Here is a 16731-nt window from a genome sequence, read left to right as displayed (position 1 = left end):
GGAGAGAACCATGAACGAAGTATCCGGCTTTCATCGCGAACGTGTCAGATCGGTGCTGAACGCCTCGCAGCTATTGCCTGTGATCACGATCAACGATCCTGACGATGCGGTACCACTGTGTCGGGCGCTTTTTGAGGGCGGAATTGCCGTGATGGAGATAACCCTGCGCACAGAACATGGCCTTGAGGCGATCAGGCAGGTGCGTGATGCACTCCCGGACGTATGGGTGGGCGCGGGAACAGTCACCAGCCTCTCAGAGTACCGGCAGGCAGAAGCCGTTGGAGCTCAGTTTATAGTCACTCCAGGGGTGACTGAGGCTCTGCTGGATTTCGCCTTAACGGCCCAGTCACCCCTTTTGCCAGGCGTATCAACGGCTTCCGAGATAATGCTGGGCTATAGCCTGGGGTACCGGGAATTCAAGTTTTTCCCGGCTGAGGTCGCTGGCGGCATGTCTGCTCTGAAAGCCTTTGCCGGGCCCTTCAAAGAGGCCGTTTTTTGCCCGACAGGTGGCATTCGCCGGGAAACAGCCAGAGGTTATCTGGAGTTACAAAACGTGCTGGCTGTCGGCGGCAGCTGGCTGACACCTGCTGAGGCTGTGGCACGGAAAGACTGGACCAGCATTACCGAAACGGCTGCGGCCAGTCTTGCGGATGTTAACGGATAGTCGAACCGGCTTTCACGATTTTCATGGAGTTGGTGCCACCCTGGGCCTTGCTGTAATCGCCTTTAGTGATAACGACCAGATCCCCATTGCTTATTTCGTTACGCTCCATCAGTTCGGCCACCGCCTGAGCGTTGGTTTGTTCATTCGGAATCTGCGCAGAGTCAAACGGAACTGTGTGAACCCCCCGGTACATCACAACCCGGTGCTGAGTAGAAGGGTGGTGTGAGAATGCGAAAATCGGGACATTGGACTTGATTCGCGACATCAGCCTGGGGGTAGAGCCTGTTTCCGTCATGCAGATAATCGCCGCTACACCGTGCAGGTGGTTGGCTGCGTACATGGCGGACAGGGCAACCGCTTCGTCGACCTGTTCCATACTTTCATGTATCCGGTGCTGGGACTGATGCATTGAGGGGTGCTTCTCCGCACCTATACAGATACGCACCATGGCTTCAACCGCCTCTGTGGGGTAGTCCCCCACTGCCGTTTCTGCCGACAGCATAACCGCATCTGTGTGGTCCATAACCGCATTGGCAACGTCGGAGACTTCCGCCCGTGTCGGCAGGGGGCTGGTAATCATCGATTCCATCATCTGGGTTGCCGTAATCACTGCGCGGTTGAGAATCCGGGCCCGTGAAATGATGTGTTTTTGCACACCCACCAGCTCCGCATCACCGATTTCAACGGCGAGATCGCCACGGGCCACCATTACCGCATCAGACGCCATAATCACCGAGTCCAGCGCATCCTTATCGTGTGCCAGCTCTGCACGCTCGATTTTTGCGACCAGGCCTGCCTGTGAGCCGGCCTCTCTGAGGAGGTGGCGTGCGGTATGCATATCTTCAGCGGTACGGACAAAAGAGACGGCAACGTAATCGGCGCCCATCCGGGCAGCCGTCACAATGTCCTGTTTGTCTTTTTCAGTAAGTGCATCAGCCGACAGGCCGCCACCGCGTTTATTCAGGCCTTTATTGTTGGACAGCGGACCGCCGATCAGAACAGTGGAGGTGATGCTGTGCGCGTCAACCGACTGCACTTCCATTTCTATCCGGCCGTCATCCAGTACCAGAACATCGCCGGGTTTGACGTCGTCAATCAACTGCTCGTAGTCAATCCCTACACGGTCCTGAGTGCCAGCCTCTTTATCCATGGTAGCGTCCAGCACAAATGTCTGCCCCACATCCAGGCTGACTTTATTGGCCGCAAAACGGGCAATACGAAGTTTGGGCCCCTGGAGGTCCGCCAACAGAGCCACAAAGCGCCCCTGGGTGGCGGCCGTCTCGCGCACTTGGCGGGCACGTTCCAGATGCTCTTCGGCACTGCCATGGGAAAAATTCAGCCGGGTAAGATCAACCCCGGCGCTGATGATGGAGGCCAGGGCGTCAGGGGTATCTGTAGCCGGGCCGAGGGTGGCGACAATTTTGGTGCGCCTGAGCATATGTTCGTCCTTAGGTTAAGAAAGTAGTAAATGTATCAAGATAAGATGACAGTTGAATGACAATAAGATGATGATAGCAAAAAAATTACGTAAAATTACGTCGACGGGCAATGGATAACACACAACGGAGCCAGGTATGCATGCAGTTGTAGAGGCAGTGACCCAACGAATCGAAGAGCGCAGTCGTGCTTCCCGGGAGGACTATCTCTTACGCATGGGCCGGCTGAAGGACTGTTCACCACAACGGGGCGTTTTGTCCTGCGGTAATCTTGCCCATGGCTTTGCCGCCTGCGGCCAGGATGACAAGGACACCCTGAAGCTGATGAACTCGGCCAATGTGGCTATGGTATCTGCCTATAATGATATGCTCTCAGCTCATCAGCCGTATGGCGCTTTTCCGGAGATAATCCGTGGCGCAGCTCATGGTATGGGGTCTGTGGCCCAGTTCGCCGGGGGCACGCCTGCCATGTGTGACGGCGTAACCCAGGGCCAGCCCGGCATGGAACTCAGCCTGTTCTCAAGAGATACCATTGCCATGAGCACGGCCGTGGCCCTGAGCCACAATATGTTTGATGCCATGCTGCTGCTGGGCATATGTGACAAGATTGTGCCCGGGCTTCTGATCGGCGCCCTCAGCTTTGGCTATCTGCCGGCCGTACTGGTGCCGGCAGGTCCTATGCCCTCCGGTCTGCCGAATAAGGAAAAACAGCGCATCCGGCAACTCTATGCAGAAGGCAGGATTGGCAGAGATGAGCTGCTGGAGGCGGAGAGCCAGTCCTATCACAGCCCGGGTACCTGCACGTTTTACGGTACAGCCAACAGCAATCAGATGCTGGTTGAAGTCATGGGGCTGCAGCTGCCGGGCTCGGCGTTTGTTAATCCCAATACTCCGCTGCGAGATCAGTTAACCCGGGCATCCACCGAGCAGGTTATCCGCTTGTCGAAGCCTCAGGGCGGGGCGCTTGGTCTGGGCGATATGGTGAATGAAAAGAGCATTGTGAATGCGCTGGTGGCATTGCTGGCGACCGGCGGCTCCACCAATCATACGCTGCACTGGGTCGCCATTGCCCGGGCGGCCGGCATCATCATTGACTGGAATGATTATGCACAGCTGTCTTCTGTGGTGCCTTCCATGACTCGCATTTACCCCAATGGCGAAGCCGATGTGAATGCCTTTCACGAGGCCGGCGGTACAGCCTTTCTGATTCGTGAGCTGCTGGCCGGTGGTTTTTTGCACAATGATGTGGAAACAGTTGTCGGGCACGGTCTTGAACGTTACACGCAGGCGCCTGTACTGGAAGCCGGAAGGCTGGACTGGAAGCCGGCTCCGGATGAAAGTCTGCGGCCCGATGTTTTAAGCTCCGCCTCTGACCCCTTTGCACCCGACGGTGGCCTCAAGGTGCTGGAAGGTAACCTTGGCAGGGGTGTCATCAAGGTATCGGCCGTATCGCCGGCGCACCATAGAGTTGAGGCGCCAGCCGTGCTCTTTAATGACCAGAATGAACTGAAAACGGCGTTTGAGGCAGGCGAGCTGGACAAGGACTGTGTGGTGATCGTCCGTTTTCAGGGGCCAAAATCCAACGGAATGCCGGAATTACACAAACTGACGCCTTATCTCGGGGTGTTGCAAGACAGGGGTTTCAGGGTCGGCCTGGTAACCGATGGCCGTATGTCAGGTGCATCCGGCAAGGTTCCGGCCGCAATCCATGTCTATCCGGAAGCGTTTGATAACGGTCCGCTGGCGCGGGTCAGGGAGGGCGACCTGATCTGTCTGGACGCAGAGCAGGGCGTTTTATCGGTGGTCGTGGACGAGGCCGAGTTTGCACAGCGGGAGCCGGCCCGGCCGGACTTATCCGGCTATCACCAGGGTTACGGCAGAGAATTGTTTGCCTGGATGCGGCAGGGTGTCAGCACACCGGAAGAGGGGGCCAGTCTGTTTCGTCTGGCGTCGGAGCAGTGAAAGACACCTACAGAACATTACCGTTTGATGAGCTGGTCCGGCAGGTGCGCGCCTGTACCATCTGTGCGGATGTTTTGCCCCGTGGGCCGCGCCCGGTGGTGCAGCTGTCGCCCGAGTCCCGCATTCTCGTGGTGGGACAGGCCCCGGGCAGGCGGGTGCATGATACCGGGCTGCCATTCAACGATCCCAGTGGTGACCGTCTCCGGCAGTGGATGGGCATAACACGGGAGACGTTTTACGATGAGCGTAAGCTGGCCATACTCCCAATGGGCTTCTGTTACCCGGGGACGGGCAAGTCCGGTGACTTACCCCCCAGGCCCGAGTGTGCTCCTGCCTGGCGTGAGGTACTGCTGGAGCGGTTGGAAAATGTCGGCCTGACTCTGGTGATTGGTCAGTATGCTCATGCCTGGCACTTGCCGGGCGCCCGTAAATCCGTGACAGACAATGTCAGAAACTGGCACCAATACTGGCCGGAGCTATTGCCCATGCCACACCCGAGCCCGCGCAACAACCTCTGGTTGCGCCGCAATCCCTGGTTTGAGGAAGACGTCATTCCGCACCTTCAGGAGCGGGTGTCCGGGTTGTTGGCGAAGGCAGATGCGAGATAGTCCTCCAGAGCGCGGCTTTGTGTTCCGGATGCATAAAGGCCTTGCTTGGTGCGGCGCCAGAGAATATCGTCGGCGGTCCATGCCCATTCCCGTGCCACAAGGTAGTCCACCTCTTTCTGGTAAAGGGTGCCGGTAAAAAGAATTCCCATATCTCCAAGAGAGGAGGCGCCCGCCAATAAGTCGCGGGCGGTCGTGCCATAGGTCCGCACATAGCGCCGTGCCAGTGCTTCGGGCAGCCAGGGGAATTCGCTTTCCAGTTCAGCCTGTAGCGAGGCCTTGCTGTTAAAGTTCCCCCCGGGCAGCACAGCATCGTGTGTCCAGGGCTCACCGGCGGCCGGGAAAAAGTCACAGAGTTTATCCGTAGCGATTTCTGCAAGCTTCCGGTAGGTGGTTATCTTGCCACCAAATATGGACATCAGTGGCGCCTGGCCCTGGTTGGTATCCAGTTCGTAAGAATAGTCCCGGGACGCTTTCTGGGCGTTCTCTTCATCGTCAATGAGTGGCCGTACTCCGGAGTAGGACCAGACAACGTCGCCGGCTGTGGTCTGGTGCCGGAAATACGTGTTAACAATTTTCAGTAAGTAGTCGGTTTCTGCCGGTGAAATTTTGGCAAGGGATGGGTCGCCTTCGTACTCCACATCGGTGGTTCCAATCAGAGAAAAGTGCTCTTCATAAGGGATGACAAAAACAATGCGGTCATCTTCATTCTGCAGAATGTAGGCTTCATCGCCGCTGTTCAGGCGTGGAACAACCAGGTGGCTGCCTTTGACCAGGCGAATCTGTTTGGGGGCGGGGGCAGCGATTGTTTCTGCAAAGAGCGAACTGGCCCAGGGGCCGGCGGCGTTGACCAGAGCTTTGGCCGTAACGTTGTATTCATCGCCCGTCACTTTGTCCTGCAGTGTGATTGTCCAGTGCTCGTCTTCGCGTAACGCTTCTGTACAAAGGGTTCTGGGCCGGACGATTGCACCCATCTGTTGTGCTTTGCGGGCCATGAGTACAACCAGGCGAGCATCGTCTACCCAGCCATCCGAGTACTCAAAGCCCCGGGTGATTTCCGGCTTTAAAGGGCTGTCACTGCCAAATGTGATGGACTTTGAGCCGGGCAGCATTTCCCGTTTGGCCAGGTGATCGTACAGGAAAAGTCCTGTGCGGATCATCCAGCCCGGACGTAGATGGGGCTGATGAGGAAGGTGAAAGCGCATGGGCCACATGATATGGGGTGAACTGCGCAACAGGGCTTCCCGCTCAGCCAGAGCTTCGCGAACCAGCCGGAATTCATAGTGTTCCAGGTAACGCAGGCCGCCGTGGATCAGCTTGCTGCTGTTGGATGATGTTGCCGAGGCCAGGTCATTCATTTCACAAAGCAGGACATTCAGGCCCCGGCCAGCGGCATCCATGGCAATGCCAGTGCCATTAACGCCACCACCAATCACCACAATGTCGAACGAATGCTGTTGCACAGGAAGCCTCCACCCGTATGTACTTAAACCGCCATTGTGCCTGATACTCTGGTACTGTTGTTAGCAAATATGCGGGTGGAGAGGCCTATCATGACAACCATAGATACCCAGACCGAAACGCTTAGCTGGCAGACAGGTCACTGTTATCTCGGCACCCTTCTGGTCGCCCATACGTCTGCAGGCGTGTGTGCTGTTCTGCCGGGCGAGTCAAAGGATGAACTGATTGCAGAACTGGCTCGCCGTTACCCGAACGCAACGCTCAAACAGGCAAAAGACCCGGACGCACCCTGGTTTAACGCGGTGATGGATTACCTGGAAGACAGTCGCAAGCCTCTGGCAATAGAACTGGACCTCAGAGGCACAGACTTTCAGTGCAGAGTCTGGCGGGCGTTACAAGAGATTCCATCAGGGAGCTCAGCCAGTTATGCAGATATCGCCCGGCGAATAGGGCAGCCTCAGGCTTCCCGCGCCGTGGCGGGCGCCTGTGCTGCCAACGCTCTGGCAGTGGTTGTTCCCTGCCACCGGGTACTGCGCAGCGATGGTGCTCTCTCCGGGTACCGGTGGGGTATAAAACGCAAGCAGGCTCTGCTTGAGCGGGAACAGGGACTGTCCCGGTCAAAATAGAGTGACGCTGACCTTCCCTGACGTTATGATGCGGCCCATTTTATCCTTGGGAAACAAAGGTTGGGCGAGGTCTGAGCATGAGTGAACAGGAGCAAGTGACAGGGACAACTGGCGGGTACTCCAGAACCCGTTTGCTGGGTTTGTTTCTGGGAGCAGGGTTGTTGTTGATGACGGTGCTTCTTCCGGCACCGGAAACAATGGCGAAAGAGGCCTGGCTGGCGGCCGGGATGATGCTGCTCATGGCCACCTGGTGGTCAACCGAGGCGATTCCGATTCCGGCCACAGCGCTGCTGCCTATCGTTCTGGTACCTGCGTTGGGACTGGGCAGCATTTCCGAGGCAACAACTCCTTACGCACATCCGATTATTTTTCTTTTTCTGGGTGGCTTTACCCTTGGTCTGGCTATGCAGCGCTGGAGTCTTCACCGCCGCATAGCCCTGCTGACGTTGCGTGCAGTGGGCAACGAGCCGAAAAAGCAGATTGCCGGGTTTATGCTTGCCACTGCCTTTTTAAGCATGTGGGTCAGCAACACGGCAACGGCTATCATGATGCTGCCTATTGGGTTATCAGTCATCAGTATGGCCGGTAAGGGGCAACCTGGACAAAACCGGCGTTACGCTACGGCACTTTTGCTGGCCATTGCCTATTCAGCCAGTGTGGGTGGCATTGCTACATTGATAGGTACGCCCCCCAACGCCCTGCTGGCCGCCTACCTTAACGAGACGCAGGGGGTTTCAATCGGGTTTGCCCAATGGATGCTGTTTGGTGTTCCGATTTCAACGGTCATGCTGATCATGATCTGGTGGTGGCTGACACGGGGCGGGTTTGAGTCGGTTGAGCAGGAAGGAGCCGGCGAGGCCATCCGTGATGAGCTTGCAGCCCTGGGGCGGATGAGCCGGGGAGAAAAACTGGTTGCTCTTGTCTTTGTATTTACCGCCGCAGCCTGGATTTTCAGGCCGCTGATTTCTGCGAATCTTATGCCCTGGCTGACTGATACCGGTATTGCCATTGCCGCCGCGATTGCCATGTTCATTATTCCTGTCAATGCACGCACGCAGACGTTTGTTCTGGATTGGAACACCACCAGGGATATCCCGTGGGGCGTGCTTCTGCTGTTTGGTGGCGGGCTCGCCATGGCTGGCGTCATCAGTAGCTCCGGTCTGGCAGACTGGATTGCTACCACCATGGGTGCGGCCAGCACCATGCCGGTGGTGGTAATGATAATGCTGGTTGCTGCTGTGATTATTTTCCTCACAGAGGTTACCAGCAATACCGCAACGGCGGCTGCGTTTTTGCCGCTGCTGGGTGCCCTGGCAATTTCCCAGGGTGCCTCGCCACTGTTTCTGGCCGTTCCGGCTGCTGTGGCTGCCAGCTGCGCATTTATGATGCCCGTTGCGACCCCTCCCAATGCGATTGTCTTTTCCAGCGGTCACATGAAAATTGGCGACATGATCCGTGCCGGGTTCGCGCTGAATCTCATCGGCATTGTGGTTGTTACGCTGTTGGGTTACTTGTTGATCGATGTTGTTTTCACCCTCTGAGCGCAGGGAGTTGCAGCGTCAGATTTGAGGCACAGTTATCTTTAAGGCATCAGCAAATTCGGTATCTTACGGTAACAATATGTAATTCCGAAAATGTCACGGCAAACAATAAGCAAGGAATTCATCTGCCATGCTGCTGGTGCTCGCTGGGTCCATTCTTACATTCGCCATGGTGCAGGAAGCGACCATGGTGGAACCCTATCAAAAGGGAACTGTTGTCATCGAGCACAAGGTCGATTCCAGCCCTGTGGAGCTTCGCTCGCAGCATCGGATCGAACCGCTGGTTGAACAGAAGTACCGCAATATCGTTCGCCAGGCCTACGATTACAGTTGCGGCAGTGCGTCGCTGACGACGGTTCTGAATTTTTACCTTGGCCGTTCCCTTACAGAGCGTCAGGTGATGGAAGGTTTGCTGCACTACGGTGAGAGTGAACGCATTGTAGAGCGCCGGGCCTTTTCCATGCTTGATATGAAACGCCTGGTGACGGCTCTGGGGTACCCCTCCGGTGGTTTCCGCGCCACCATCGATGATCTTCTGGAACTCGACCACCCGGCCATCGTTCCGATTGAGCACGCAGGCTTCAAGCACTTTGTTGTGCTCCGGGCCATTCGTAACGGCCGTGCATATCTGGCCGACCCCGCAGTGGGCAATCTCACGTTTACCCTTGCCCAGTTTGAAGAGAAGTGGAAAGAAAACGTCCTTTTCATCGTGTTTCCGGGCAATGACACACCACTGAATCACCTGGAACTGAAAGACGAGGACCTGCGCGTGGTTGATGATCAGACCATGACCTTGCTGGCGCTGGAGCGCATTCCGGATTTTCACGAATCCACCCAGCGGCGCCTGCAAAACGCTCTGGAGCGCCAGAAAAACAACCCGGACGGCAGTGTTGAAAATACCCGCAAACAATTGCATTACCGTCGCAACTAACACTGGCGGGGTGTAACCCCGCGACTCAGGATTATGACTAATAAAAATAAGGGAGTCAGGATGAATCGTTGGTTTATGCGAGGTCTTATTCTTGTTTCCGCAGCCAGTCTGCTTCCGGGCACGACCATGGCGCAGGAAGAGAATGTAGATCAGGCGAGGGATGCGCTCGCAAAGCAGGAGGGAGATGAAGATTCTTCACGCCAGCTTGAGGAAGTGTTTCAGGCCGCGGAAAAGAACTATTCACTTCAGAAGAAAGGCACACACTCCCTTAATTACTCGTTTGATTATGCTTACACCGCCGACCAGAGGCTGGATCTTGCTATCACAAATGGTTCGGTGCGTAATCTCGATGTCGTGCCCTCGGCTACGCACAACTTCACTAATGCGTTCTCTTACGATTTCGGATTACTTGATAACCTGACCGTGGGGGCCCGGGTCCCTCTGGTGGTGAAGTACGACACGGAAGATGAGCTGAATGTTTATGACTTTGGTGACATTTCCCTGACCGGTCGCTGGCAGCCTTTTGCCTATGTGCCCGGGAAGATGTCAACCACGTTGTTTGGTACTTTTTCGAGCAAAACCGGGGTCAGCCCTTACGAAATAGATATCAATGAGCAGCTTTCAACCGGCAGTGGTTATTACTCACTGGGTGGTGGGGCAAGCCTGTCGAAGGTGCTGGACCCGGTTGTTATTTTTGGCTCTGTCAGTGCCACTTACAACATGCCAGTCGACGACCTTCAGCAGGTTCGCGGTGCCCGGTTGCTGGAAGAAGTAGAGCCAGGCTTTGGGCTCTCCGGCTCTGCTGGTTTTGCCTACTCCCTGTCCTACGATATTTCTCTGAGTATTTCCGCACAAGTGAGTTACAGCGATGAAACCATCCTGACGTTTTCCAACGGTGATCAGGCTATGGCCCAGGATCAGATGAGCGGGTTCCTGAGTATGTCCCTGGGCACCCGGGTCAGCGATACCACGATTGTAAACACCAGTGTGGGGATAGGTCTTACAGAGGATGCCCCGGACTTCTCTCTCGGTGTGTCTCTACCCATCAAATTCTCTGGCCTGAAAGAATAAATGGTGCAGCTGACGACGTAACGGGAAGGGAAACACTGCATGGGATATAATAACCATAAGCGCCGGTTGCTCACTGCCATGGCGGCCATGACACTCTCGTATGGTGCGCACGCGCAACTTGCGCAAAACCTGACAATTCATCCGAAAGCACTGGCCCTTGGAAATGCCGTCACAGCCGATCCTCCGGGGATTATGGCGATTCACTACAACCCGGCCGGGCTGACAAAACTGGAAGGTCGTCAGCTGGAAGTGAATCTGATGAGCATCTATATGGATATTGATGCTGACTTTAATGCACCCGAGGGCTACGAGATATTCGGGATCGATGGTCTTGAGACAGACCCGGAAACAGGCAAGCAGAAAGACCCTGTTGCCAACACTCATAGTCATACCAACAATGTGGCCCTGTTTGTTCCCGGGTACGGGATACTGAAGTTGCCACCCGGGCCGGCACTGGCTCCATCGGGCGGGATCAGTATCAACCCGCCGGGCTCAAAACTCACCTTCGGTAACGCCTTTTATATGCCCCTGGCTGCGGGCTTTTACCGCGAAAAAGACGATCCGGGCCGGTATCAGCCACAGGCCACGGCCCTGCAGCGCACTACCTATCTGGCTCCGACAGTTGGCTACGAAATTAATGACCAATGGTCCGTGGGTGCCGGCATTCACTTGTCCCATATGGGCATAGCAGCCGATCAGTATATGCGCGCGCCCAACATGTTGATGGGGGTTGCGGAAGTTCTCCAGGATGCTTTCAACTGCGAGGATGGCGACGAACCATTGCAGCCATGGCTGGCATTGTGCGGGGGCAACGTAGGGCCCTGGGATGATATCGGAGCCATGAGCCTCAATGTACAGGAAACCCTGTCACCGACGTATACGCTCGGGGTAATGTGGGAGCCAGTGGACTGGTTTTCCTGGGGCGCCAGTTATACCTCCGAAGCCGAAATGAACATGAAGGGCACCTTCGAGATTGAGTATACCGATGACTGGTCCGGGTTCTGGCAGAGTGTCAATGGTTCTGTTCTGGGTGCGATTACCTCAGCTATTCTCAGTTTGCCATCGGGCGCTCCCCGGGAGGCTGGCAACGTCAGTATGGATCTGGTTTACCCGCAGCACTTTCAGACGGGCATAAGCGTGAATGTTCACCCGAAGCTGACTCTGAATGCGGATATCGGCTGGACCGATTACGCCCAGTGGGATGCTTTTTTATTCCGCTTTGACCGGAACCTGGAGTTTCTTAATGCAGCCCGTATTCTTTCCCCGGATAATGCAACGCCCAGCACCCTGAGGCTCCCGCTGGGTTTTAAAAGCCAGTGGAACTGGGCATTCGGGGCGGAGTTTCACGCGTCCTCACGGCTTGATCTGAGGGCCGGTGTGGAAATTCGCGACTCAGTTATACCTGACGATCAGCGGTCAATCATGGCGCCTTTCGGTGGCGCCAACCTGTACAGTGTGGGGATGGGGTACAAGTGGGACAAGAATACGGAAATTGATCTGAATCTCAGTTATCTGCATTCCGTGGAGTCTATTCCGGCGGATACCAGCTGTAATGTGAACTGCGATAACATCACCAACATCATCTACAATCCTTATGCGGCGCTGGATGTAAAAACCTCCCTGCGGGTTATTATGGCAGGGCTGAGCTTTCGGAAAAAATTCTGACCAGGCGCTATGTCGTATTTAAAAGGGTATTTCAGTGGCCACTCCCAGACTACTCATCGCTGTTGGTTGTCTTGCTCTTGGAGCCTTGCTGTCCGGGTGCCAGATAGGGGGAGCAACCGTCGAAGAAAAAGAAGGCTACTTTTCCTGGGTAGATGAGCAGGGGCGTGTCCGCTATTCACCTATAGCAAAACCAGCCACCAAGTCGGAGTCTGCCACCTCTGCGCCGTCAGATGATGAGCTGACCTCTGAGAATTATCCGGATGCTGAAGAGCTGCGGCGCAAAGGCTACGTCAGAGACGGTGAGGGTAAGCCTTATTTCACCTGGCGTGATGCAGAAGGCCGGGTGCGCTCAACCTATTACCAGCCGGATACCCGGACAGATGAAGAAAAAGGGCGGCAGACGCCTCCGGCTGAAATATCTCAGGCCAGTGTGTTCCGGATCAGTGATGCCCCCGGTACGACAAAGCCCGTAGCGGGCCATGATCCTAATGCCCTGGCCGTGCTCGGTGTCGAAGACACGGATGACGACTACCTGAAGCGTTTTTCCCGGAGCTGCTGCCAGTCACTTGAAACCCGTCATCATGCGCGCTGGCAGGAAGGACGCGAGTTTGCTGTTCACCTGGCTGGGGACTCTCCAGAACACCGGTTTCTGTCAGGTGTCAGTCCGTACCAGCTGGTGGCCTTGCCCCAGGCCCGCTCCCGGAATGAAGGGTTTTACCGTTTACGCTCTTATGCCCATAACGGGGTTGTTGTACCTTCTGTGGCCTTTCTTGACGGTAACCTGAGGCCTGTGCGTCTGGTCACAGATCTGGTATTGGATTTTGAACCGGAAAACTGGCACCGCCGTGGTTACCTTGAAGCCCGGATTCCGGTAACTGGCTCTGCTGAAGAACGCTGGATGCTGCTTTTCACGCGTGCGGCAGACCTGGACAATCAGACCGTTGTCGAAACCCGGCAGGGCCCCCGCAAGATACCCCATGTGCGCACCGGAGAACTGGGGCTGACCCTGGTTGAGGCACACTAGGCGTTTCAGTCTTCGGGCTTACTCAGATCAAGCCATTGCTGGGAGAGCCAGTAAAATCCACCGTCAGGCGCCGGGTGAGTACAGTTATAACGGAACCGGCGGCTGTTGAATGGCCGGGGTGCCTGAATCGAAAGGGTGTTATCGGAGACCTGGACCTCGATCTGCCCCATAGTGGATGCAAAGCAGGTCAGCCTGGATGGCTGAATTTCATCCACTCTCGGCAATGTGAGAGTGGGCGGGTTCTCTGCTATCACGCCATCAGGCAGTGCACTGGTATCCACAGGAAAAGCTTTACTGGTGAGCTTATCCCGGAGGCTGTTAAGTTGCCCATAGGTGTTGGCCATGGGAAATCTGGGCAAGCGTGTCTGGCCCGAAAGGGGGCCGATAGCACCGGAGTGTTGTCCGAAAGCATACCAGCCCCGCTGGCTGACTTCTGCCTCAAGCGCGGTGTCGAACTCGCCATAGGGATAAGCGAACAACGGTAAGCGGGTATCCAGCTTCTCTTCTAACTCGGCCTGTGCTGCGTCCAGACTGCGGGTGATACGCTTCAACCAGTCTGCTTCTGCTTCATCTGGCCGGCGGGCCATGTGACCGTGACCTTCACCATGATTAGCTATACTGACCCCGTCACGCCGGGCCAGCTCTTGCAGCTGTGGCCAGCTCATATACCCATGGTTGCCTATCGCTGCTGTATCGACAAACAGCGTATAGGGCAGGCCCCGTTCCTGCAGGATATCTGCGCCTTTGCTGTAAACCGACTCATAGGCATCATCAAACGTAATGGCAATCTGCTGTTTGGTGGTCGGGTTATCAGAAAACACTTCAACCGTTGCTGTGTGCAAGTCCACCACTTCCAGATCCAGATCGGAGATCATATCCAGTTGCGCCTCGAACAGAGAGGCGGACGTGCTTGTGGAAGGTGGCGTGGCATCACTGATGTGATGATACTGAAGTACGACAAGGTCGGCATGAGCAAAGAAACTTGTCGTAAGCAGTGATACAAGGGTGCCTGCCACCCAGAGGTTGCGTAGTGTCATATGCGTTCCATTGTCCTGCTGAAGTGCGTTTTCAGAGTGGCAAAAGCTTCGTTGAGTAATTGAATGCTTTCCGTGTCGCCACCCCGGTCCGGATGTGCCTGCATTACCCTACGGCGAAAGGCCTGTTTTACTGTTGAAAAAGTATCAGGAACTGAATCGAATCCCAGGGCCCTGGCAGCATGGAGGGTGTCTGTATCGTCCGGAACTGTGTGCCGGTAACCCGCCCAGAAATCATTCATCATCTGCTGAACAGAATCGCCGGGCAGTTCGTACTGTGACAAATCCAGATAAAAATCCCGTAAATGGTCCCGGGTGCCCGGCAAACCGTTTGTTGTGCCCGTAACCGGCTGTTCAATGCGGATGCTCAGGGGCGATATGCAGACACTTTCGCCCGTCTCAGCCAGCATATCCCTCAGACGGTATAGTACATGGAAAAGCAGGAAGTGCACCGGGTAGAGCTGTACGGGGTCATGAAACTGCACAGCACCGATCAGTCTCCAGGGTGGTTTTTGCAACCGCTTTATCAGACCGAGTTCGTCAACGCCTGCAGGTGAGCGGCGCAGTTCATGCTCCACTGCAACAAGCATATGCTCGACCTGTTGTTCCAGTAGTATTGTACTCTGCGTCTTTAAATGCGCCGGTTCTGCTGCTTTTTGATTGGTTATGGCCCATTTCATGGCACTCATGGTAGTCCACGGGCATCGCGGGGGGAAGGGCAGCTGCCCTGTCCTGAAATGGCCGGGACGCGTATAATTCCTGCACCATTCTCCCACTGAACAAAGTTTGATATGCCAGAAGCAAAGATTGACAACCGTGAAACCGGATCCCGCTCAGAGCATGAGCGTCGGCAGAAGCAGGAACTGAACAAGTTGCAGAAACGCCTGCGCAGGGATGCAGGCCAGGCGATTTCTGACTTCTCCATGATCGAGGCTGGCGATAAGGTTATGTGCTGTCTGTCAGGGGGCAAGGATTCTTATGCCATGCTGGACATCCTGCTTAACCTGCAGAAAAGCGCTCCGGTTCCGTTTGAGCTGATCGCGGTGAACCTGGACCAGAAACAACCGGGTTTCCCCGAAGATGTTTTGCCGGATTACCTGGCTTCTATGGGGGTTGAATATCATATCATCGAAAAAGACACGTACAGCATTGTCAAAGAGAAGGTACCTGAGGGTAAGACAACCTGCGGGCTGTGTTCGCGTTTGCGCCGTGGCATCCTATACAACTTTGCTGCAGAGCAGGGTGTGACCAAAATTGCACTGGGCCACCACCGCGATGATCTTCTGGAAACCCTGTTTCTGAACATGTTCTATGGTGGCAAGCTCAAAACCATGCCTCCGGTTCTGCACAGTGATGATGGTCGCAATACCGTTATCCGGCCGATGGCGTATAGCCGCGAGAAAGACATTGCCCGTTATGCAATCCTCAGAGAGTTTCCGATTATTCCGTGTAATCTCTGCGGGTCCCAGGAAAACCTGCAGCGTCAGGTTATCAAGGATATGTTTCAGCAGTGGGATAAACAGCATCCCGGCAGGCTGGAAACCATGTTCAGGGCTTTGTGTAACGTTGAACCTTCACATCTTGCCGACCCGAATCTTTATGACTTCCGGGAGGGCAAGCGTCTTGGTGGAAAGCGGCAGGCTGTACAAACGGCCATGCCCGCAGAGCCGGAGCAGGATTTTGGCCGGCTGGATGTGCTGAACCTTTAAGCATCCGGCCAGAGACGGTACCGGGTCAGTGGCCGAAAAAAGCCATTAACGGTATTGTCCAGAGCCCGAATGCGATCAGCAGGGCACCGGTCACCTTCCGGAATGACCGGTTTCCCTTCAGGCTGTTGATCCAGGTGGCTGCATACCCTGTGGCAAGCATTGAGGGCAGGGTGCCAAGCCCGAAAAACATCATGGTGAGCGCAGCGGATCCCACTGTGGGCTGTAACGCTGCCCAGCCCAGAGTGCTGTAAACAAGCCCGCAGGGTAGCCAGCCCCAGAGGGCCCCAAGTGCAAGAGCTTTAGCGGGATGGTTAACGGGAAGCAGGTGACGGGTAAGGGGCGAAAGTCGTTTCCACAGAGGGGCGCCAATGCGTTCCACGTAACGAATGCCCTGCCACCACTGCCCCATGGACAATCCCATGAAAATCAAAAGTACGCCGGCAATCGAGCGCAGGACGATGCCCAGCCCGGCCCACTGACTGGCAGCAGACGTGCTTAATAATGCAACCAGGGTAGCGATCAGTGCATAGCTGGCGATGCGGGCCCCGTTGAACGCCAGTAATAATACTGTCTGACGTGCCCGGAACCCCTTGCCTACCGGCAGGGCCATGGACAGAGAAGCGCTGATTCCACCACACATGCCAAGGCAGTGAGTGCTGCCCAGCAGGCCGATAAGAAATGCACTTGGGTAGCTGAGGTACAGTTCCGGAGTCATGAACGGTCAGCTTTGTCGCCAGACCCTGTATCTTTCCCTTCGGGATCTCCGTCCGGTGGGGTATCTGTTTGCTGCCGTTTGTCCACGCGCGCTTCTGCCGGAATCATGTCTTCGTCATCATCATAAAGAATACGATGTGCCGGGCCTTCCAGATCGTCATACTGACCACTCCTTACCGCCCAGGAAAACAGGAAGATACCGATCGTGACCAGAACCAGCATCAAAGGTACCAGAAGCATTACGATTTCCACGGGACAACCTCATAAATAAAGCCAGATACTTACCGT

The 16731-nt window shown here is 55.5% G+C and carries 15 protein-coding genes and 1 pseudogene; 10 read left to right on the top strand and 6 right to left on the bottom strand.

Annotation, left to right across the window (positions count from 1 at the left end; genetic code table 11):
- The first annotated feature begins 10 nt into the window (after nucleotides 1–10).
- Entirely contained in the window at nucleotides 11–664 is a 654-nt protein-coding gene (eda, locus tag FFI95_RS08965; protein ID WP_144822074.1) for a bifunctional 4-hydroxy-2-oxoglutarate aldolase/2-dehydro-3-deoxy-phosphogluconate aldolase, read from the top strand.
- On the opposite strand, the gene pyk is transcribed toward eda, so the two are convergent.
- Nucleotides 654–2102, bottom strand: coding sequence for a pyruvate kinase (gene pyk, locus FFI95_RS08960; RefSeq protein WP_144822073.1), 1449 nt, complete (start codon nucleotides 2100–2102; stop codon nucleotides 654–656). The two genes, eda and pyk, sit on opposite strands and share 11 nt — an antisense overlap.
- Before the next feature lie 136 nt (nucleotides 2103–2238).
- On the opposite strand from pyk, the gene edd reads away from it, so the two are divergent.
- Together edd and FFI95_RS08950 are read left to right on the top strand one after the other, a co-directional pair.
- Entirely contained in the window at nucleotides 2239–4062 is a 1824-nt protein-coding gene (edd, locus tag FFI95_RS08955) for a phosphogluconate dehydratase (RefSeq protein ID WP_144822072.1), read from the top strand.
- Complete coding sequence (locus FFI95_RS08950) at nucleotides 4059–4670, top strand: uracil-DNA glycosylase family protein (protein ID WP_144822071.1); 612 nt, start codon at nucleotides 4059–4061, stop codon at nucleotides 4668–4670. The genes edd and FFI95_RS08950 overlap by 4 nt, the downstream gene beginning before the upstream one ends.
- Here the strand turns inward: FFI95_RS08950 and glpD are convergent.
- Nucleotides 4625–6130: a glycerol-3-phosphate dehydrogenase gene (gene glpD, locus FFI95_RS08945; protein WP_144822070.1), complete on the bottom strand. Its 1506-nt coding sequence runs from the start codon at nucleotides 6128–6130 to the stop codon at nucleotides 4625–4627. The two genes, FFI95_RS08950 and glpD, sit on opposite strands and share 46 nt — an antisense overlap.
- A 339-nt stretch (nucleotides 6131–6469) precedes the next feature.
- Between glpD and FFI95_RS15590 the strand changes: the two are divergent.
- The 6 genes and pseudogenes from FFI95_RS15590 to FFI95_RS08915 form a co-directional block, all read left to right on the top strand.
- Nucleotides 6470–6754 (top strand): annotated as a pseudogene (locus tag FFI95_RS15590) (methylated-DNA--[protein]-cysteine S-methyltransferase); the annotation flags it as partial.
- Nucleotides 6755–6831: 77 nt separating this feature from the next.
- Nucleotides 6832–8295, top strand: a complete 1464-nt coding sequence (locus tag FFI95_RS08935; RefSeq protein ID WP_144822068.1) for an SLC13 family permease — start codon at nucleotides 6832–6834, stop codon at nucleotides 8293–8295.
- Nucleotides 8296–8425: 130 nt separating this feature from the next.
- On the top strand, nucleotides 8426–9226 hold the full coding sequence (locus FFI95_RS08930) for a C39 family peptidase (protein ID WP_144822067.1): 801 nt from the start codon (nucleotides 8426–8428) through the stop codon (nucleotides 9224–9226).
- Between the two features lie 60 nt (nucleotides 9227–9286).
- On the top strand, nucleotides 9287–10297 hold the full coding sequence (locus FFI95_RS08925) for a transporter (protein WP_144822066.1): 1011 nt from the start codon (nucleotides 9287–9289) through the stop codon (nucleotides 10295–10297).
- 39 nt (nucleotides 10298–10336) lie between these two features.
- Nucleotides 10337–11962: an OmpP1/FadL family transporter gene (locus FFI95_RS08920; protein ID WP_144822065.1), complete on the top strand. Its 1626-nt coding sequence runs from the start codon at nucleotides 10337–10339 to the stop codon at nucleotides 11960–11962.
- Between the two features lie 34 nt (nucleotides 11963–11996).
- The gene (locus FFI95_RS08915; protein ID WP_144822064.1) at nucleotides 11997–12986 is read left to right on the top strand and encodes a MalM family protein; all 990 of its coding nucleotides are present in this window, start codon (nucleotides 11997–11999) and stop codon (nucleotides 12984–12986) included.
- A 5-nt stretch (nucleotides 12987–12991) separates the two neighbouring features.
- Here FFI95_RS08915 and FFI95_RS08910 read toward each other — a convergent pair whose 3' ends face one another.
- Entirely contained in the window at nucleotides 12992–14023 is a 1032-nt protein-coding gene (locus tag FFI95_RS08910; protein WP_144822063.1) for a polysaccharide deacetylase family protein, read from the bottom strand.
- Complete coding sequence (locus tag FFI95_RS08905; protein WP_246069462.1) at nucleotides 14020–14610, bottom strand: DNA-J related domain-containing protein; 591 nt, start codon at nucleotides 14608–14610, stop codon at nucleotides 14020–14022. The genes FFI95_RS08910 and FFI95_RS08905 overlap by 4 nt, the downstream gene beginning before the upstream one ends.
- Nucleotides 14611–14811: 201 nt before the next feature.
- On the opposite strand from FFI95_RS08905, the gene ttcA reads away from it, so the two are divergent.
- Nucleotides 14812–15729 carry a tRNA 2-thiocytidine(32) synthetase TtcA gene (gene ttcA / locus FFI95_RS08900; protein WP_144822062.1) on the top strand — a complete coding sequence of 306 codons (918 nt, stop codon included), beginning with the start codon at nucleotides 14812–14814 and terminating at the stop codon, nucleotides 15727–15729.
- 25 nt (nucleotides 15730–15754) lie between these two features.
- On the opposite strand, the gene FFI95_RS08895 is transcribed toward ttcA, so the two are convergent.
- Both FFI95_RS08895 and ccoS read right to left on the bottom strand, forming a co-directional pair.
- On the bottom strand, nucleotides 15755–16444 hold the full coding sequence (locus FFI95_RS08895) for a sulfite exporter TauE/SafE family protein (RefSeq protein WP_144822061.1): 690 nt from the start codon (nucleotides 16442–16444) through the stop codon (nucleotides 15755–15757).
- A complete protein-coding gene (ccoS, locus tag FFI95_RS08890; RefSeq protein ID WP_144822060.1) occupies nucleotides 16441–16695 on the bottom strand; it encodes a cbb3-type cytochrome oxidase assembly protein CcoS in 255 nt (84 codons plus the stop codon). The genes FFI95_RS08895 and ccoS overlap by 4 nt, the downstream gene beginning before the upstream one ends.
- Nucleotides 16696–16731 lie beyond the last annotated feature (36 nt).

The sequence above is a fragment of the Marinobacter piscis genome, from assembly GCF_007671655.1.
Lineage (GTDB): Bacteria > Pseudomonadota > Gammaproteobacteria > Pseudomonadales > Oleiphilaceae > Marinobacter > Marinobacter piscensis.
This window is presented reverse-complemented; position numbering and strand designations above follow the sequence as displayed.